The sequence below is a fragment of the Eubacterium sp. AF34-35BH genome (assembly GCF_003477765.1).
In the GTDB taxonomy this organism is placed as follows: domain Bacteria; phylum Bacillota; class Clostridia; order Lachnospirales; family Lachnospiraceae; genus Eubacterium_G.
In genome coordinates, this window is the sequence record NZ_QUDZ01000001.1 from 384379 (window position 1) to 402322 (window position 17944).

General features: G+C 32.2%; 18 protein-coding genes. 17 read left to right on the forward strand and 1 reads right to left on the reverse strand.

The genetic code is table 11. The annotated features are described in order from the left end of the window. Positions 1-479 precede the first annotated feature (479 nt). The 13 genes from DWZ69_RS01760 to DWZ69_RS01815 all read left to right on the forward strand — a co-directional run bounded on the left by DWZ69_RS01760 (position 480) and on the right by DWZ69_RS01815 (position 13380). Positions 480-1493 (forward strand): DUF5688 family protein, encoded by a 1014-nt coding sequence (locus DWZ69_RS01760; protein WP_118435855.1) that lies wholly within the window; start codon positions 480-482, stop codon positions 1491-1493. 5 nt (positions 1494-1498) lie between these two features. After that, positions 1499-1624 (forward strand): hypothetical protein, encoded by a 126-nt coding sequence (locus tag DWZ69_RS12315; protein WP_279210250.1) that lies wholly within the window; start codon positions 1499-1501, stop codon positions 1622-1624. Further along, entirely contained in the window at positions 1596-2132 is a 537-nt protein-coding gene (locus tag DWZ69_RS01765; RefSeq protein ID WP_118435857.1) for a JAB domain-containing protein, read from the forward strand. The genes DWZ69_RS12315 and DWZ69_RS01765 overlap by 29 nt, the downstream gene beginning before the upstream one ends. Before the next feature lie 141 nt (positions 2133-2273). Next, on the forward strand, positions 2274-2606 hold the full coding sequence (gene mobC / locus DWZ69_RS01770) for a plasmid mobilization relaxosome protein MobC (RefSeq protein WP_118435859.1): 333 nt from the start codon (positions 2274-2276) through the stop codon (positions 2604-2606). Further along, on the forward strand, positions 2593-4026 hold the full coding sequence (locus tag DWZ69_RS01775) for a relaxase/mobilization nuclease domain-containing protein (RefSeq protein WP_118435861.1): 1434 nt from the start codon (positions 2593-2595) through the stop codon (positions 4024-4026). Before mobC ends, DWZ69_RS01775 begins: the two co-directional genes overlap by 14 nt. Before the next feature lie 4 nt (positions 4027-4030). Beyond that, entirely contained in the window at positions 4031-4402 is a 372-nt protein-coding gene (locus tag DWZ69_RS01780; protein WP_243081024.1) for a hypothetical protein, read from the forward strand. Further along, positions 4403-5359 (forward strand): PcfB family protein, encoded by a 957-nt coding sequence (locus tag DWZ69_RS01785; protein WP_118435863.1) that lies wholly within the window; start codon positions 4403-4405, stop codon positions 5357-5359. Between the two features lie 6 nt (positions 5360-5365). Continuing rightward, positions 5366-7510, forward strand: coding sequence for a VirD4-like conjugal transfer protein, CD1115 family (locus DWZ69_RS01790; RefSeq protein ID WP_118435864.1), 2145 nt, complete (start codon positions 5366-5368; stop codon positions 7508-7510). A 65-nt stretch (positions 7511-7575) separates the two neighbouring features. Further along, positions 7576-7833 carry a hypothetical protein gene (locus DWZ69_RS01795; RefSeq protein ID WP_243081028.1) on the forward strand — a complete coding sequence of 86 codons (258 nt, stop codon included), beginning with the start codon at positions 7576-7578 and terminating at the stop codon, positions 7831-7833. A 13-nt stretch (positions 7834-7846) separates the two neighbouring features. Continuing rightward, the gene (locus tag DWZ69_RS01800) at positions 7847-8689 is read left to right on the forward strand and encodes a hypothetical protein (RefSeq protein ID WP_118435868.1); all 843 of its coding nucleotides are present in this window, start codon (positions 7847-7849) and stop codon (positions 8687-8689) included. Positions 8690-8701: 12 nt separating this feature from the next. Further along, the gene (locus DWZ69_RS01805) at positions 8702-9043 is read left to right on the forward strand and encodes a PrgI family protein (RefSeq protein WP_243081025.1); all 342 of its coding nucleotides are present in this window, start codon (positions 8702-8704) and stop codon (positions 9041-9043) included. A gap of 116 nt (positions 9044-9159) precedes the next feature. Beyond that, the gene (locus tag DWZ69_RS01810) at positions 9160-11514 is read left to right on the forward strand and encodes a VirB4-like conjugal transfer ATPase, CD1110 family (protein ID WP_118435870.1); all 2355 of its coding nucleotides are present in this window, start codon (positions 9160-9162) and stop codon (positions 11512-11514) included. A gap of 138 nt (positions 11515-11652) precedes the next feature. Then, entirely contained in the window at positions 11653-13380 is a 1728-nt protein-coding gene (locus tag DWZ69_RS01815; RefSeq protein ID WP_118435872.1) for a C40 family peptidase, read from the forward strand. A gap of 705 nt (positions 13381-14085) precedes the next feature. Here DWZ69_RS01815 and DWZ69_RS01825 read toward each other — a convergent pair. Next, positions 14086-14253 carry a cyclic lactone autoinducer peptide gene (locus DWZ69_RS01825; protein WP_118435876.1) on the reverse strand — a complete coding sequence of 56 codons (168 nt, stop codon included), beginning with the start codon at positions 14251-14253 and terminating at the stop codon, positions 14086-14088. A gap of 203 nt (positions 14254-14456) precedes the next feature. On the opposite strand from DWZ69_RS01825, the gene DWZ69_RS01830 reads away from it, so the two are divergent. From DWZ69_RS01830 to DWZ69_RS01845, 4 genes are all read left to right on the forward strand, one after another. Next, positions 14457-14687, forward strand: a complete 231-nt coding sequence (locus DWZ69_RS01830; protein WP_118435877.1) for a helix-turn-helix transcriptional regulator — start codon at positions 14457-14459, stop codon at positions 14685-14687. A 26-nt stretch (positions 14688-14713) separates the two neighbouring features. Further along, complete coding sequence (locus DWZ69_RS01835; RefSeq protein ID WP_147364242.1) at positions 14714-15409, forward strand: LytTR family DNA-binding domain-containing protein; 696 nt, start codon at positions 14714-14716, stop codon at positions 15407-15409. A gap of 100 nt (positions 15410-15509) precedes the next feature. Further along, positions 15510-16217 (forward strand): LytTR family DNA-binding domain-containing protein, encoded by a 708-nt coding sequence (locus DWZ69_RS01840; RefSeq protein WP_118435881.1) that lies wholly within the window; start codon positions 15510-15512, stop codon positions 16215-16217. After that, positions 16214-17479, forward strand: a complete 1266-nt coding sequence (locus DWZ69_RS01845) for a sensor histidine kinase (protein WP_118435882.1) — start codon at positions 16214-16216, stop codon at positions 17477-17479. The genes DWZ69_RS01840 and DWZ69_RS01845 overlap by 4 nt, the downstream gene beginning before the upstream one ends. Positions 17480-17944 lie beyond the last annotated feature (465 nt).

Consider the following 17944-nt stretch of genomic DNA (forward strand, 5'->3'; position numbering starts at 1 on the left):
GATAATAGTGGACATTTATAAAATTAGTTGTAATACTATATTTCTTTGATTTTATCTATATAAGGATTTTATTTGAACGAAAAGAAAACGTAATGAAAAAGTAAAACCTCGGGACTTGAAGTCCCGAGGTTTTACTTTTCCACAAAAAGACCATACTAGACTCAAAAAAACTGTAAAAAAGACCATACTAGTTTTTTACAAAATTTTAACTTACCTGTAGAATATAGTTATGAAGTTTGAGAGAGCAAATGCTTTTACAACAGCTTCAAATAATAATTAAAAAACGCCTTATTGAATTATGGAGACAGTATGTCTTCCGTAATTTAGTAGGGCGTTTTTTTGTTTGTAAAAAGTTAGGAGGTGCAGTTGTGGAAAATAGTGCAAATGGTCCGCCAGATTAAAGGTAGTGACAATGTGTAGGTGCAAATTAAGTTTATTTATAACAAATAAAGTATTAAGAAAATTATGGAGGAAAATCAATGTTAAATTACGAAGAATTCAAAGAAAAAGTTAAAGATGAAATTACAGATCATATGAGTTCAAAATATAAGGATTGCATAGTGGATATTAGAGAAACAAAAAAGACAAACAGAGCAGTGGAGGGACTTATGTTGCGTGAAATTCCAGGACTTAGTAATGCATCCCCTACAATTTATGTTAATGACCTATTCGAAGAATATAAAAAAAATGGTGACTTTGAGACAGTGATTGATAGAGCTGGAGAAACAATGGAAACAGCAATCAATAGTTTTGACAAGGATATTGCAAAAGATGCAATAAACACATCAAAGATGATGGAAAATGTATTCTTTACTCTTATCAATGCAGAGCAGAATAGAGAATTATTAGAGACTGTGCCACATCGTGAGTTTGAAGATTTGGCAATAGTATACAGATGGAATATTGGAGCAGGTTCTGATGGTGTTTATACAAATCTAATAAACAATGAATTGACTGAAAAAGAAGGTGTTACAGAAGAAGAATTGTTTAAGGCTGCAAATGAAAATACAAAAAATCTCTTTCCTGTAACTGTTAAGAATATGAATGAAGTCATTGCGGAAATTATATTTGATGTAGGAGAACTTGATGCAGAAATGAGTAAAGAATTTGAAGAAGTTGTTAATGATGTTCCGGATGAACGTTCAATGTATGTTATATCAAACGCATCAAAATTGTTTGGGGCAGCATCAATGTTGTATGAGGAACCACTTCATAAACTATCTGAAAAACTTGGTTCAGACCTTTACATTTTACCGTCTAGCACACATGAAGTTATTGCTATTTCTTCAAACTTTGGAGAACCGGAGGAACTTGCAGAAATGGTTTATGAAATCAATATGGAGCAGGTTGATATTAATGATAGGCTTTCAAATCAGGTTTATCACTATGACAAGGACTTAAGGACATTAAGACTTGCAACAGACACAATGAACAAGAGTCTTGATGATGTGGATCTTGGTGTAAGAGAAAACACAGAAAGAGGTGGAAGATAGTCATAGTGGATTATGAGAAAAAATTGAAGGAGGTTATAAAAATTAAAATTTCAAATTTAAATCAGGATGAAGAGTTTGTCATTAAAGTTGAGGTGGTAACGGATGGAAAAGATAAAGCAGGTATCAATTAGACTTGTTAAAGAACGACCTCTGTTATCAGAAGAACAACTTATTTCTCCTGAAAAGGTAGCAATGGTAGTTGGAGACTACATAAGGGACTTAGATAGGGAAGCATTGTGTGTAATCAATTTTAACAGCAAGCTTCAACCTATTAACTTTAATCTTGTAAGCATTGGAGCTGTAGATACTACCATTGCCACACCAAGAGAAATACTTAAGTCAGCAATATTATCTAATGCAGCAAATATGATGGTTCTGCATAATCATCCCTCCAATATATTGGAGCCTTCAAAGGAAGATATTAGGACAACATCAAAGCTTGTTGAAATTTGCAATCTTGTAGGAATACCTCTTCTGGACCACATTATTGTTGGTCCGGATAAAGGGAGGTATTTCAGCTTAAGAAATAAGAAGCTAGTTAATTTTAGTAAAAGCAAAGTATATTCAGATAAGCTAGAATTTTTAAACTTCAAGACAGACAAAGACATAAGGATAGCAGAGGAAGTAAAGACCAGATAAATATAGAGGTTTTAGGATTTTTCCTAACAAGAATGCATTTGTATATACAAATGCGTATCTTGCATTAGACATACCCCACTTATCGGAAATCGAAAAAAGTGAACTATTAGAAAAATTTGAGAAAGAGAGAAGGTGAAATTTGTGAGCAAACAAAGTAGAGATATTTCAAGGCTGATTAGATTTAGCAACAGAGAATACAACTTGATTATGGAGAGAGCTATAGATAACAATATGAAATTTTCTACATATATGAGATTTATGGCACTGAGTAGGGATGCAACAGATCCCAAACTTAGAAAGTTGATTATGAAATTGATTAATGAAGTCAATTACATTGGTCACAACATTAATCAGATAGTTAGAAATAACAATAGTGGTTTGTACTTGGAGTCTGACAAAACAAGACTTATAGAGTATATGAGAACACTTAATATGAAATTAGGAGAAGTAATGAATAAATATGGCTATAAGTAGAATTCTTCACATAAATAGCCATGAGCATTCGAGCAGCTCACATTTGCAAGTGGCTATTAACTATATCTTAAAAGATGAAAAGACCATGAATGGTTTACTTACCGGAAGTGTTAATTGCATAAAAGAAGACGCATATGAAAATATGAAAGCTACAAAAAAACTTTTTGGAAAAATAGATAAAAGGCAAGGGTATCATCTCATAATTTCGTTTGAAGAAAATGAATGTGATGAAAATACAGCCATGAAGGTTATTCAGGAATTTGTAAACGAGTATCTGGAAAGTGATTATGAAGCAGTGTATGCAGTGCATAACAATACAAGTCATATTCATGGTCATATTATCTGGAATAGTGTCAGATTCACAGACGGATATAAATATCACTACAAAAAGGGCGATTGGGAAAGAGACATTCAATCCAGAGTAGATAGAATTTGTGAAAAATATGGGCTAAATAAACTGGAAGTGCGAAAAGACAAAGAAGAAATAAAAAACAACAAGGAATGGGATCAGCTAAAAGATGGACCTTTTGTATGGAATGATCAAATAAAGAAGGACATTGATGCAAATATTATAAGAGCTTATGATTTTGAGTCATTCATAGTAGGACTGGAAAATCAAGGATATCAGATAAAGTATGGAAAGTATTTAGCCATAAAGCCCCCTGAAATGAAAAAATTCAGAAGACTGAAAACACTAGGAGAGGGATATAGTGAAGAAGAAATAAAAGTTCGTATTACAAAGGAAGACCTTAAGTCATATAGACGTTCAGAGATTATCGGGGCTCCACGTATCAATAGTTTTAAGTCCAACAGAATCAGGAAACGCAAACTGACAGGTCTGCAAAAAGAGTATTTTAGAATGATGTATCAATTAGGAAAAATTAAGAAAAGACCTTACTCTCAGGCATGGAAATATAAAAGAGATGTAAAGAGATTTGAATACTTGCAAAGACAATATCTGTATCTATCTCATTATGACATTAATAAAGCAGAAGAAATACCAAAGGTGCAATCAGAAATAAGAAACAAGATAGGTGTCCTTAATAAGGCGAAAGATGTCATAACTGAAGAAATGGAAAAACATTTTGAAGTATTTAATGCAGTAAATGTTATAGAGAATGAAAAGAATGCCTATATGTTTTATAAAACAGGAGATGAAACATTTAGGGAATCAGCTAAGGTTGTCGAAGCAGCAAAACAAGTATTAAAGGAAAATAACATATCTTTCAAAGAAGTGAAGAAACTTAAGGAACATTACGAAAAGTTAATGAATGAGAACAAATCTCAAATAAAAAAATTGAGATTAGAAATTAGTACAGGTTACAGAATATTGAAAGAAATTAAAGAAAAGGAATTACAAAGAGAGTATGTAGAAAATAAGGAACGTGACATAGATAAAAAGCAGGTGAAAAGGAGATGATTAAATGGTGGATGGAAAAGATTTTGATAGTGAATTAGAAGTTATAAGAGTTAGAAACACTGGTTCTAAGAATATAACAGATGCTGTTGCTTCAAAGGCAGATGGAAAAATAGAGATTGAGAAGCATGTTCCAAAGCGTGCACCTTTGGAATTAATCAAAAGATTATTTTTATCCAAGAAGTATAACAACAATCTTGTGGAAAGATTATCGAATGGAGATTTAACCATAGGACAAATGAAACAGATAAAGAATGCAATAAAAAGTGGATTGTCAGAAAAACAGATAGATTCACTAATAAGTTGTAAGAAAGATGAAAAAGCAATGGCAACCATTATTGAAATTGCAATAATGCTCAACAAGAAAGGAGATAGTTAAATGGCAGACGAAATTTCACAGGCAATACAGATTATAAGATTAGAGTTTGACGGATTAAGATTTGGAATGAATGTAACTGGAGCTACAGCAAAACAAGTAAAGAACCTCACTATTTTTCTATATGCTCTTCTTACAAGAGAAAAACTTCAAGGAAGGACATCGCTTAAGAAAATGATAAGTAGGGATGGAAACTTACAGGTTCTTAAAATAAAAGAAACTGATTATAAGAAATTCTCAAAGGTTGCAAAAAAGTATGGACTGCTTTATTCAAAACTTCCGGACATTAACAAAGATGATGGGATGATGGAGATATTGTTCCATACAGAAGCAACACCAAGAATAAATGCACTCATAGAAAAAATGGGAAGTGGCAGCATAGAGGATTTGGTTGATTATGTTAAAAATGGTAAAGATGGAGACTTTGAAAAAATAACAGATTATCTTCAACATAATAATGTGTTAAGAAGTGATAAAAGCATTACACCCAGTGAAGAAAAGAAAAGTCAAATAAATAGCATATCAAGAAACTTAGATTACAACGCAAAATTAGAGGATGATCGTTTGGTAGATGTGACAGTAGCAAAGAAGTTATACATGGAGGAAAATCTTACACAATTAAAAATGAGGATTCCGAATACATATGGAGCAAGTGCAAGATATGTATGGATTGATAAAGATGATGCAATTCCAATCAATGATGGAAAGACATTTTATGTATTTTTCAAAAAAGATGAGGAATATAAAATTCTTGATAAGGATGACAACATTGTAGAAAAAGTTAAGGGATTACAACTTAAGAATGCTCATTACGATGGGGTATCAGATGAAGTTAAGTACCGGGCAATGAGACAACAGCAAATCAATAAAAGAAGAAAAAATAAATCTAAGTCAGTACAAATTAATAAGTCAAAGTCCAACCTCGGGACTTCAAGTCCCGAGGTTAGGATAAAGAGGTAATTGACTATGAAGACTGGTAAAATTACTTACTTTGGAATAACGATTGGAGCCATAGCTAGTGCTTATGTTTCATATGTGCTAAATGGAGTGTGGAGCAAGGGAATGGATATAACCACATTTACAGACACATTTCTTTTTGCCTTACAGCACCCATCAAGAAACTATTACAACACTAACACTGATAAAGCAATAGTCTATGGTCTAATTATATATGGAATGGCTGTTCTTATGTATTTAACCAATAAAAGAAAATTAATGATTGGTAAGGAATACGGAACAGCAAAGTTTGCAAACATAAAAATGGTAAATAAAAGATTGGCTGACAAAGATAAAGAAAAAAACAGGATTCTCAGTAAACATGTGAGAATGAGCACAGACACAAGGCGAACAATGATTAACAATAACTTGTTGGTCATTGGTGGTTCAGGTGCAGGAAAGACATTTTTTATGGTAAAACCAAACATTATGCAATTATTACCAAATGGTTCATTTATGTGTACTGATCCAAAGGGTGAGGTGGCAAGGTTTACAGGAAACATGTTAAAGAAAAATGGATATAACGTTAAGGTAATTAATTTAATTGATATGTCAAAATCAGATTGTTACAATCCGTTCCGATATATTCGAGAAGAAAATGATGTAATCAAACTTGTAACAAACATTATTAGCAATACAACACCAAAGGATGGTGCACCAACCGATCCATTTTGGACAAAATCAGAAGGATTATTATTGCAGTCATTAATTTATTATGTTTGGTTGGAAATGCCAGAAAAAAAACAGAACTTTCGAACTGTAATGGAATTATTATCAGAAGCAAAGGTGGATCCGAAAGGTAAGGATAGTAAGCTGACAATTAAGATAAAGAATCTTGCGAAGAAAAGTTCTATGGGCTCAAATCATCCAGCATATAAACAGTATATGAAGGTAGTGGATGCTGCAGGAGATACCGTCAGATCAATTATTATCAGTGCTAACGCAAGACTTGCATTGTTAGAGAACCCACAAATCCTAAGAGTTTTATCAAGAGATGATTTAAAACTTGAAGAATTAGGAATAGGAGTAAATGGTGACCTGAAGACAAGAACAGCTTTGTTTTGTATTATTCCGGATTCAGATAAGTCTTACAACTTTATTATAGGAATGTTGTATACACAATTATTTCAGGAATTATATTTTCAGGCAGATTTTAAGTATGGTGGGAAACTTCCACTGCAGGTTACTTTACTGATGGACGAATTTGCAAATGTTGCATTACCGGAAGACTTCTGTTCATTGTTATCTACAATGCGAAGCAGGGGAATAAGTAGCACAATAATAATTCAGAATCTTGCACAGATTAAGGCATTGTTCAAGGACACATGGGAGACTATCACAGGTAACTGTGACACATTGGTTTATCTGGGTGGAAATGAAAAATCAACTCATCAATATATTTCCGAAATGCTAGGAAAGAGTACCATTGATAAACGCTCAAATGGAGAAACAAGAGGAATTCACGGTAGTTCAAGTAGAAATTATGATGTCTTGGGTAGAGAGTTGATGACTCCGGATGAAGTGAGAAATATGAGCAATAAGAAATGCTTAATATTTATACGAGGATTTGATCCAATATTTGATGATAAATACATACCTATGAAACATAAAAGGTTTAAGGAAACAGAAGATGGTGGAGCAAAACCGTATGTACACATACCGGTGGCATCAACACAATCAATACTGACTATTATGAGTGAAAATCAAATTAAGGAACTAATAAACAATAAGAAACAAAATGAAAAAATACAGATAATGGATCTTAGCATAGAAGAAATAATGATGCTTGGAGATGCAAGTCAAATATATTTTGGAGAAGGAACAAATGTTACCGGAACTGAAAACAAAGTGACAGATAGTAATAATTCAGATGATGAATATCAGGTTATTACCAGACAGGAAATGCTAGAGAATTTATCAGATGAAGAATTGAAGGAAGAGATGACAAGTCGTTTGGTTGATATGGAATTTGAACCAAATCAGATAGAAGAATTGTATAAGGCATTGGATGCACACATAAAACTTTCTGTTATTTTAAGTTATCTGTACCCAACAACGACTGTAGAAGAAATGAAAAGTAGAAGAAAAAATTATTTGAAAATAAAAGGAGATTAAGCGATATGAAGAGGATAAAGAAAAAACTAAAGAAATTGGTAAACGTAGTAACTGCAAGTGCATTTATGACTTGCGCACAGATAAGTACAGTAATGGCTGCAACTGATACAAGTTCAGTAACAAAGCCATTAGATAGCCTTAAGACATTACTATTATCCGTAATTGGTGCTGTAGGTGTAATAATTCTTGCAAAGAATGTAATGGAGTTTGCACAGGCATATCAGCACAACGATTCAGCAACAATGAATTCAGCACTTAAGGGAATTGCCGGTGGTGCCATGATGGCAGGAATTACATCTGTACTTGGAGTATTAGGCTTTTAGGAGGAATTGAAGTATGGATATATTCAGCTTAGGCGGAGTAATCCTAGACCTTCTTAAAACTGTTGTAGCCTTTTGGAATGATAAGATAGCGTTAGTATTTGAACTGTTGGGGCAATCCCCAACAGAATTCAAAGGAGGTGGACCTTGGAGAGTCATAAGTGACATTGAACCCATATTTGTGGGTGTAGGTTCATCACTGGTGGTTCTATTCTTTGTAATAGGTTTTTGTTCAGAAAGCATTGACGTAAAAGAAGAAATACGTTTTGAAACAGTACTTAGGATGCTTATGAGATTAGGCATAGCAGAATGGCTGGTAGCAAATAATGTAACAATAATGAAAGCTTTCTTTCAGTCGGTGGGAACATTGGTAGGACTCATCACAAATAGTGGAACTACAAAATTAAAGATACCACAAGAACAGCAGGACATAATTGAAGGTTTAGGATTCGGAGAGAGTCTTTTAATGATGATATTAGCAGTAATAATTGCGTTAGTAATTATATTCTGTGGATTTATGATTGTTTACACAGTGTACTTCAGATTCCTAAAAATATTAGTAATAGTGCCGTTTGGTGCAATTGCATTTTCAACAACTAGTGGAAATAGAATGGTAAGTCACACAGCAGTAACATATGCAAAGCATTTTCTTGCAGTATTACTTGAAGCAGTAACAATGGCATTAGCAATCATAGTATGCAATGCATTCTTAAATGCAGGATTACCAACTTTTACAAGCGATTATGCAGATTGGACAAAAGCACTGATGTACATGTGTGAATTGACATTTAGTGTAGCAATGACAGTAGGTTCAGTAAAGGGAGCGCAAAGCTTAACAAGTAAGATGCTTGGATTATAGAGAGGAGACAAAATGAACATTTCAATAAATAAGGATATCGAAAGATACAAAGAATCAATAGTAATGGGACTTACAGCAAAACAACTGATATATTCAGTAATTGCATTGGCATTAGGAGCAGGCATTGTACTTTCAACATATAAGTATGTTGGATTAACAGTATCAGTATACATAGCGATACCTGTAGTGGCACCAATTGCGTTAAATGGATTTTATGAATATCAGGGAATGAGTTTCACAGAGATGATGAAACGAAAATTCAAATGTTTATTTATGAGTCCACAGCTTACTTACATTTCAGAAGAAGGTGAAGAAATGTTAAAGGAGTTGCAGGCAGAAGAATTAAATAAGTAGAAAATAGCAGATAAGAAATCAAGAAAATTAAAGAATGGTAGTAGAGCAAGTAAAAAGGATAAAGGCTACGTTAATGATAGTCGTGTTAAGAAGAAAAAGAGAAAGGATGGATAACGATGGGATTATTTAAGGACAATTTCACATTACTCAAAAAGGCATCAGAGCCACTATACAAGACACCAAAATCTGTTCAACAGACAATAGAAATTATGAAAATTTCTGAATGTGGAATATTTGAAGTGGCAGTTGGAAGATACTCAAAGACGTATAGATTTAGTGATGTGAATTATGCAACCAGAACAGAAAATGAACAGGAAAGTTTTTTTCAAAGATATTGCAAATGCCTCAATTCATTTGATTGTACATTTAAAATTACGGTCAATAACAAGAATAAAGATATGGAACTGTTAAAGAAAGACGTAATGCTTTCGTATGAACAGGATGGTTTCGATAAAATGCGTAAGAGTTATAACAATATCATTGAAGAAAAAATATTAGAAGGAAGACAGGGAATAGAGCAAGAAAGATACATAACAATCAGCATAGAGAGAAAGAACTTTGAGGAAGCAAAGGCACAGTTTACAACAATTGAAAATTCTTTATTTAAAAATTTTGCGGAGCTTGGTTCTAAATTAATTCCTATTTCTGGAAATGAAAGATTAAAGATTCTTCATGACTACTACAGATTAGGAAGAGAAGAAGAATTTGATTTTGATATTAAGGAAGGCAAGAAAACGGGAACAGATTTTAGAAATGACATTTGTAATTCAAAACTTAAGTTTTATCAGGATTATTATGAAGATGAATCCAAGGTATGCAGAGTGCTTTACATCAAGAAGTATCCTACATATTTATCAGACAGATTTTTTACGGAACTAACTTTTTTACCTATTCATTCAATAACGAGTGTTGATGTGGTTCCGGTACCAAAGGATATGACAATGAGAATTCTTCAAAAGAAATATCTTGGCATTGAGTCAAATATTATTAAACAGCAGCAAACACGAAATAAGAATAATGATTTTTCATCAGAAATTTCATACACAACAAGAAGACAAAAGGCAGATATTGAGGATATTATGAACAATGTTAGAGAGAATGATGAAAGCTTATTCTTTGTGGGAGTGACGATGGTAGTTATGGCTGAAAATATTGAAGAATTAGACAGTATATGTGAGTCTGTTGATTCAATAGCAAGGGGAGCAGGATGTTCGATTGATATTTGTCAGTACAAACAGAGAGAAGCACTTAATACAGTACTTCCAATAGGTGTGCGACAGATTGAAACTATGAGAACAATGCTGACACAAAGTCTTGCAGTTCTTATGCCGTTCAATGTTCAGGAAATTTGCGATAAGGGTGGAATTTATTATGGGGTAAACCAGATTTCAAAGAACATCATTGTTGGAAACAGAAAGAAATTGTTAAACGGCAACGGATTCATATTTGGCGTGTCCGGTGCAGGAAAGTCGTTTCAGGCAAAGATGGAAATGGGTTCAGTTTTACTTTCAACAAAGGATAATGTTATCTGCGTGGATCCGATGGGGGAATATGAAGATGTGGTTGAAAAGTATGATGGCACATATATCAATATATCAAACAATACACGAAATTATATAAACCCTATGGATATGGATGTATGGAACCTTGACATATTAGATAGCAAGGGATGGGTTAGAGACAAGTGTCAGTTTATGCTAAGTATCTGTGAGCAGATAATGAAGGAAATCACACCACAGCAGCGTTCAATTATTTCAAGATGTGTTAAGGACCTTTATATGGAAATTGCACGTAGCAAGGAAAAGTATGTTCCAACAATGGAAGATTTGTATAATAAGTTACTTGAACAGGAAGATAAGGAAGCAAGGGACGTTGCACTTGGACTTGAAATATTTGTGACAGGCGCACTTAACATATTTAATCATCAGACAAACATAAACGTAAACAACAGATTCATTGTTTACGGAATAAGGGACCTTGGAGAATCACTTGCCCCACTTGCAATGCTTGTGATGATGGAGACAATACAGCAGAAAATCATACAAAACGGAGAACACGGAAAGGCAACATGGTTCTACATAGATGAAGTGCATGTGCTCCTTAATTCACCATTCAGTGCGGAATACCTTAGACAGATGTGGAAGAAGGTAAGAAAGCAGGGAGGACTGTGTACAGGAATCACACAGAACATTGTGGACCTTTTAATGAGTGAGACAAGCACCACAATGCTTTCAAACTCAGCATTCATACTTCTTTTAAATCAGTCAAGCAAGGATATAGAAAAGATAGTGGAGGCACTGGAAATATCAGAGGAGCAGCTTAACTACGTGATAGACTCACCGTCAGGATGCGGGCTTATAAAATGCGGAAGTAGGATGGTGCCATTTGATAATGTGATAACAAAGGACAGCGAGTTGTACAAGCTGTATAACACTAATTTGTATGAGAAGATGGAAATAGGAGGAGTGTAGATAGTAATTGATTATGGATATAGTTTGGAAAAATTTAGTTTTTATTACGAATGAAAAGAAAAATAAATAAGATATAAACGCCAAGTTAGCAAGGAACTAATTTGGCGTTAATTTTTACTCAAAATCAAGGAGGACAACATGAAAATAAACAAGGAGCAAGAAGTTAAGACAGAAATACACAAGAAAAAGACCGGAAAGATTCATAAAAAGAATGAAACAAAGAGTGACAACAAAACAATAACAACCAGAGCCAAAAGAAGTGTAAATTTAGCAGGAATAATGGCTGAATCAGCTATTACTGAAAACGTTGAGGGTGGTGAAAACATTGATGGAGCATTTGAGGCAACAGGCATTGCAATAAGACCTGTAAAAGGGGCAATAAGTGAGGGGAATCGAATTAGAAAAAAGATAAACACGTCAAAACTACAAAAGAAAGTGGCAGGCAAGAGAATCAGAAAGCAAGCATCAACCAAAGGTAAAGAACTTGCCAAAAAGTCAGCAAAGAATGCGTCAAAAAATGTAGCAAAGAAAACATCCAAAAAGGTAGCCAAGGATGCAACAAAGGAAGTTACCAAGGAAAGTACAAAACTTGCAGTAAAAACCGGTACTACAGTTGCCGGTCCTGAAGGCACATTAATTGGAATGGCTGCAGGTGAAGCAGTGGGAATGAAGATTGAAAACACATTTTACAGGGCAGAGCAAAAAAGCAGGATGATGAAATATTTCATGGACAAACTAAAGCCCGGTGATGAGCAAAATGACAGCATATTCAAACTTGCAGGAAGCCTGATAAAAAACAAGATGGCATATATGATTAAGCAGGTGGCATCCTTGCTTGCACCATTGGTAGTTCCAATACTAGTAGTGGTAATGGTCGCAACAGGAATTGTGTTTGCAATCATAGCAGTGCTATATAATTCACCATTTGCAATCTTTCTTCCACCACTTGAAAGTGGAGATACAATACAGACAGTAACAACGCAGTATGTATCTGAATTTAATCAGGAAATACAGACATTGGTGGATGAACACAAGAATGCGGATGAGGGAAGAAAGGTGTATGTGGACTACGAGGGAATGAACAGCGAGCCTTCAAACTACTATGACATAATGTGTGTGTACATGGTGGAATATGGTTACGAAAACACGGCAACAAAAATGAATGAAACAAACAAGCAGAATTTAAAGGCAGTGTTTGATGACATGTGCAAGTATACAACAGAAAAGATAACAGAGAAAAAAGGAAAAAAGAAGAAAAAGTATCTTGAGATACGAATAACCTTAAAAAACTACACGGAAATGTCAGAGAAGTATCAGTTTGATTATGAAAGGCAGGCAACACTTAATCAACTAATGAGTGCTTGCGTCACAAGTAATCCGTCAGGTGGTCAGACAGGTGGAAGTCAGCTAAGTGGCTTGCAGGGAAGCCTTACCCCACAGGAAATAATAAGCATAACAGACAAAATAACAAACCCAATACAAAAGACCGTGGCATCATTTGTATTGTCTAAGGTAGGATATCCGTATAGTCAGAACTTAAGAAATAGTGGAAAGGCATTTGATTGTAGTTCGCTGGCATACTACGCATGGAAATCAGAAGGCATTGACATAGCATTTGGTGGCTCAACAACTGCAGCTGCAGAAGCGAAGGGATTGAAGGATAAAAGCGTAAAGGAAGAAAATTTACAGCCTGGAGACTTGATATTTTATAGTTACACAACCAATGGAAGATACAAAAACATCAGCCACGTGGGGATTTATGTAGGTAACGGAAAGATGGTTGAGGCAGTAGATGAGGCACACGGAGTATGCTTGGGGAATTATCATAATGGTGGACTGGTGATGATATGCAGACCGGGAAAATAGAGCAAATTTGTTTATTATGCTAATGTGATGCTTAAGATAAAATAAGAAAACCAGCAACACCCAAAATCGGTGTTTGCTGGTAGTAAAGAAATTAATAAATTTTAGCAACAGTATTATGTATTTATATTTCAATATTTTTTGACATAAAAACAGTGTTTATCTTTTCAAGTATAACTAATAGGGCTACTAGATTTATTGATGAGAAAAGTGTAGTAGCATATAGAAAAAAGTTTATTACAATCAGAGTTATCCCAATAATGGCAATAGAAAACAGAATAATACGTTTTATTTTGGTATATCTTATGATTTCGCAATTATCCAAATAACGAGTCTGATTACCGGTTGTTTTAATGCAAAATAAATAAATAAAATTCACAAAAGAAATTAAGAGAAAAATGATAATATTGTTGCAAAACAAATTTTGAATGTTCAATAAGAGTAGAATAATAACATTGGAAAATAAATAGCAAAGAATGCGAGATTTACAATGTATTCCTCCACAGTATGAACGTAATGGTATAAACGAAACAAGAAAAAATAGCAAAATAAATGTTTTTTGCATCATAAATGAAAGAAAGAATGTTGTCATAAAATTTATTAGTATCATAATGCCATTATTTAATCCATAAATATAAATCTCTTTATCATCAACAACAATATTTTTTTGCAGCATCTTGTTAACTAAATAGTCTGCTACGGACATAACTAAAATTTCCTAAGTTTTTTACTGTTTTTAGGTAATATTTCTTCATGTAATACATACCAACATCTCTGATTAGATGCAATGGTAGTAATAACTAATGCAAATGTAGCAAGTGAAGAAAGTATTTTAATATTTGTCTTCTCAACTAAACTTTTAATTTTTGTTTTCATATAGAACCTCCTCGTTTTTTGTATTGTAAAAATATTATCATAAATTGTCTGAAAAATTGTAAAGATGTAACAAAAGGTACTTTATATGTAATATTTTTACAAATTTCGCAGAAAAAATTGTTGAAACAAGGGACTATATATAGACCTAATATGAAAAATAAACAAGTAAAATTCTTAATAGGACTATATATGGGAGGACTATTATGACTTCAAATGAAGCAATTTGTAGAAGATTAACAGATTTGTGTGGAGAGGCGAATATTAGTTATTATGCTTTAGCATCCCTTGCGGCTATCCCAAAGTCTACGCTTAAGAATATATTTAATGGGACAAATCCAACCATTGCAACAATTAATAAGATATGTAATGGTCTAGGAATAACAATGCATGAGTTTTTTAACTCAGAATATTTTGACTACTGTGAAGATGATTAATAAGAGGGGGATTTAGAGTGTTACGTTTGGCTATTTGCGATGATAATGAATATGTTGTAGAACAGATAGAATCATATATAGAAAGAATAAAAGAAGTTGCTATTAAATATGAAGTATATTTTTCGGCAGAAGAATTTTATAAAAATATGCATGAGATGGATTTTGATGTATATTTTTTAGATATAGAAATAGCAAATACATCAGGGATAGAATTAGCTGAAAAGATTAGGAAGAGTAATCAATATTCATTAATAGTTTTTATTACCAGTCATTCCAGATATGCTCTAGATGTTTTTAGAGTAAATACATTTGATTTTCTATTAAAACCTATATCGTTTGAAAGGTTTAAAGAAGAAATATGCAAGATTGACAACTATATTTTTACTCTAAAGAACAATTTTGTATTTATGCAAAATAAAAACAAATATGCAATTCCCTGTTATGATATTGTTTATATTGAAAAAATTAGGCGAAAAGCATATATTCATAAAAAATTAGAAAATATATATGAATGTAATATGACTATGGATGAGATTATAAATAGATTGCCAACAGATATGTTTGTTAAAATAAATAGAAGTTGTGTTGTGAATATGTCTATGATTGATGAGATTGTAAAAAATGAACTATATCTGAAAAACGGCAAAGTATTATATATTGCAAGGGACTATAAGATTAAGGTAAAAGAAAAACATATAAAATACGTTCTACGACAAATATAGTTTAGTAAAAACATTATATTAAAAGTAATAAAGTCTGGACTATTTTATTCTTATAAGATAGTATATTTGTAATACATACTTATAGGATAAGGGGAATTAAATGAAAATTGCAATTTGTGATGATGATAGAACAGTAATTGAACAAGTAGAACAGTATATTGAAACAATTAATGATAGAACAATAGAATATGAAGTGTTTTTTTGTTCAGAAGAATTGTATAAATACATAGAAAAATATGAAAAGGAGTTTGATGTATTTATTCTAGACATAGAAATGAAAGAAATGTCAGGAATAGATTTTGCAAAAAAAATTCGAGAAAAAAATACAAGTGCCTTAATTGTTTTTATGACAAGTCATTCACAATATGTTTTCGATGTATTTGAAACAATAACATTTGATTTTATTGAGAAGCCTTTAACATTTGAGAAAATAAAGAGGGTATTAGAAAAAACAAAAAAATATCTAGGATCGTCAAGAAATAGTTTTGCGTTTAAATACAGAAAAAACAGTTATAACGTTTCGTTTTCAAATATTTGTTATTTAGAAAAAGATGGCAGAAGATTGTGCATTTATACAATGGATGATAAAAAGTATCAATGTAATATGAGATTGAAAGAAGTCTGGTCACAGTTAGACAGTGAAATATTTGGAATGTTGAATAAATCAGTGATTGTAAATATTTCAAATGTTGAAAGCATTGCTGGAGATAATGTAATATTGCAGGATGGTAAGAAATTATATATAAGTAGAAATTATAGAAAAGAACTCAAGAAAAAACATTTTGACTATTTAAGGGGGCTTGTATGAGTATATTTTTGGATTTAATAATAAATGTAATTGATTATTTAATTATTTTTAGATACTTTAATTTTTTTAGTGAAAAAAGAAATATTGAAAGGAAATATTGTGTTAGTCTTTTTTTTAGCTGTATCATATTAATGAGTGCAGCTAATCAGTTTCAGAGTCAGAGAGTAAATCTTATTTTATGTATATTAATGATTTATCTGTATAGTCTTTCATTTTCATATAGTATTTCTTATCATATCATCCTGCCGGTTTTATATATAGGATTTGGAATTGTAGCAGAACTTATAGGTTTTTTGATTTTAAATGTTTCAGGAGAAGTGATTCCGTATTTTATCCGTTATTATGGTAGTTCTTTTATCTGTGAATTTATTCGTTTTCTGATTGTTTACGCTGTCTGTAGCATTAAGAAAATAAATCTTCCCAAATTGTCTTTTAGCACAGGCAAATTTCTAGTTATTATTCCGTTTTCAAGTCTTGTCATATGTTGTATGGCTATCAATATTATTCAAAATAGTAAGAATAATCTGGTCAATATAATGTGTCTGGTGATAATTATTATGACAATTACCAGTAATATTTTGATGGTTAAAATGTTTTTTAAAGTGATAGATACATTATCGGATAATTATCAAAAAGAAATGTTATTACAGGAAGCAGAGGCAAAAGAAGAATATTATCAGGAAGTGGAAAAGAGTAGCAGAGAAGTTCAAAAGATAAAGCATGATTTAAAAAATATGTTGTTAGCGATATGCGGAAGTTATAAAGAAAAAAATAAAATTTCAGAGGAAATCAGAAAAATTGTGCAGGAATTGGATAATAGTGATAAAAAAATATATACATCTAATGTGGTTATTAATACAATAATTAACAATAAAATTAGTCAGGCAGAAAGTTTGGAGATAAAAACAGAGATTGATATTAAGGTTCCAAAATCTGTGAGTTTGGATTATAAGGATGCAGGAATTTTGTTAGGAAATATATTAGATAATGCAATAGAAGCATGTGAGAGGATTAATAAAGATAGAAGATGGATTAAGATAGATATATTTCGCCAAAAGAATGTATTGTTTATTAAAGTATGTAATACTAAAAATAAAGAGCTAGCAAATATTAGTAAAAGTAGCAAACGTGATGTTCATAATCATGGGATTGGTGTATCAAGTATAGAGTCTATTGTAAAGAAGTATGATGGTTATGTAGAATTTGCAGATAAGGGAGAAAAATTTGAGGTTGATGTAAGTTTATATGGAATGATATCTTGAAAATCGGAATTTATAGAGTGTTATCTTATTATTGATATGTATGATTTATTGAGGCAGAGTATGTAGATGGTATATACTCTGTTTTTTTATGCGATGCAAGACACAAATAAAAAATCTGCTCAGAGTGAGTGACCGAAATTTTATAGGGGCTCACTATTGAGTGCTTACTGCATGTTTAACTAAGACAAGATATCAATATATGCTAATTATGTTTGATAAAGAGTCGGATAAAATAAAGTTTGTAAATAGACATTTTATGATAAATAGGTTAATCGATATTTGTTGTTAAAAATATTATAAAACTTTACTATCTAGTTTAAAGCAGTAATAATATTTTTTAGAATATATATGTGATTAATTTCTTAAAATAATAAAAGCAATTTCGCATATAAAATTAACTGTCGTTTTATAACAATTCCAAAAAAATAACAATAATGTGCATTTCGTTACAGATAAACGACAAAT

Bases quoted from the DNA above. Each gene is read 5' to 3' on its own strand.
- DWZ69_RS01805 (WP_243081025.1), top strand. From the start codon at position 8,702: ATGAACATTTCAATAAATAAGGATATCGAAAGATACAAAGAATCAATA.
- DWZ69_RS01810 (WP_118435870.1), top strand. From the start codon at position 9,160: ATGGGATTATTTAAGGACAATTTCACATTACTCAAAAAGGCATCAGAG.
- DWZ69_RS01760 (WP_118435855.1), top strand. From the start codon at position 480: ATGTTAAATTACGAAGAATTCAAAGAAAAAGTTAAAGATGAAATTACA.
- DWZ69_RS01800 (WP_118435868.1), top strand. From the start codon at position 7,847: ATGGATATATTCAGCTTAGGCGGAGTAATCCTAGACCTTCTTAAAACT.
- DWZ69_RS01780 (WP_243081024.1), top strand. From the start codon at position 4,031: ATGGTGGATGGAAAAGATTTTGATAGTGAATTAGAAGTTATAAGAGTT.
- DWZ69_RS01845 (WP_118435882.1), top strand. From the start codon at position 16,214: ATGAGTATATTTTTGGATTTAATAATAAATGTAATTGATTATTTAATT.
- DWZ69_RS01785 (WP_118435863.1), top strand. From the start codon at position 4,403: ATGGCAGACGAAATTTCACAGGCAATACAGATTATAAGATTAGAGTTT.
- DWZ69_RS01815 (WP_118435872.1), top strand. From the start codon at position 11,653: ATGAAAATAAACAAGGAGCAAGAAGTTAAGACAGAAATACACAAGAAA.
- DWZ69_RS01765 (WP_118435857.1), top strand. From the start codon at position 1,596: ATGGAAAAGATAAAGCAGGTATCAATTAGACTTGTTAAAGAACGACCT.
- DWZ69_RS01840 (WP_118435881.1), top strand. From the start codon at position 15,510: ATGAAAATTGCAATTTGTGATGATGATAGAACAGTAATTGAACAAGTA.
- DWZ69_RS01795 (WP_243081028.1), top strand. From the start codon at position 7,576: ATGACTTGCGCACAGATAAGTACAGTAATGGCTGCAACTGATACAAGT.
- DWZ69_RS01825 (WP_118435876.1), bottom strand. From the start codon at position 14,253: ATGAAAACAAAAATTAAAAGTTTAGTTGAGAAGACAAATATTAAAATA.
- DWZ69_RS01830 (WP_118435877.1), top strand. From the start codon at position 14,457: ATGACTTCAAATGAAGCAATTTGTAGAAGATTAACAGATTTGTGTGGA.
- DWZ69_RS01790 (WP_118435864.1), top strand. From the start codon at position 5,366: ATGAAGACTGGTAAAATTACTTACTTTGGAATAACGATTGGAGCCATA.
- DWZ69_RS01775 (WP_118435861.1), top strand. From the start codon at position 2,593: ATGGCTATAAGTAGAATTCTTCACATAAATAGCCATGAGCATTCGAGC.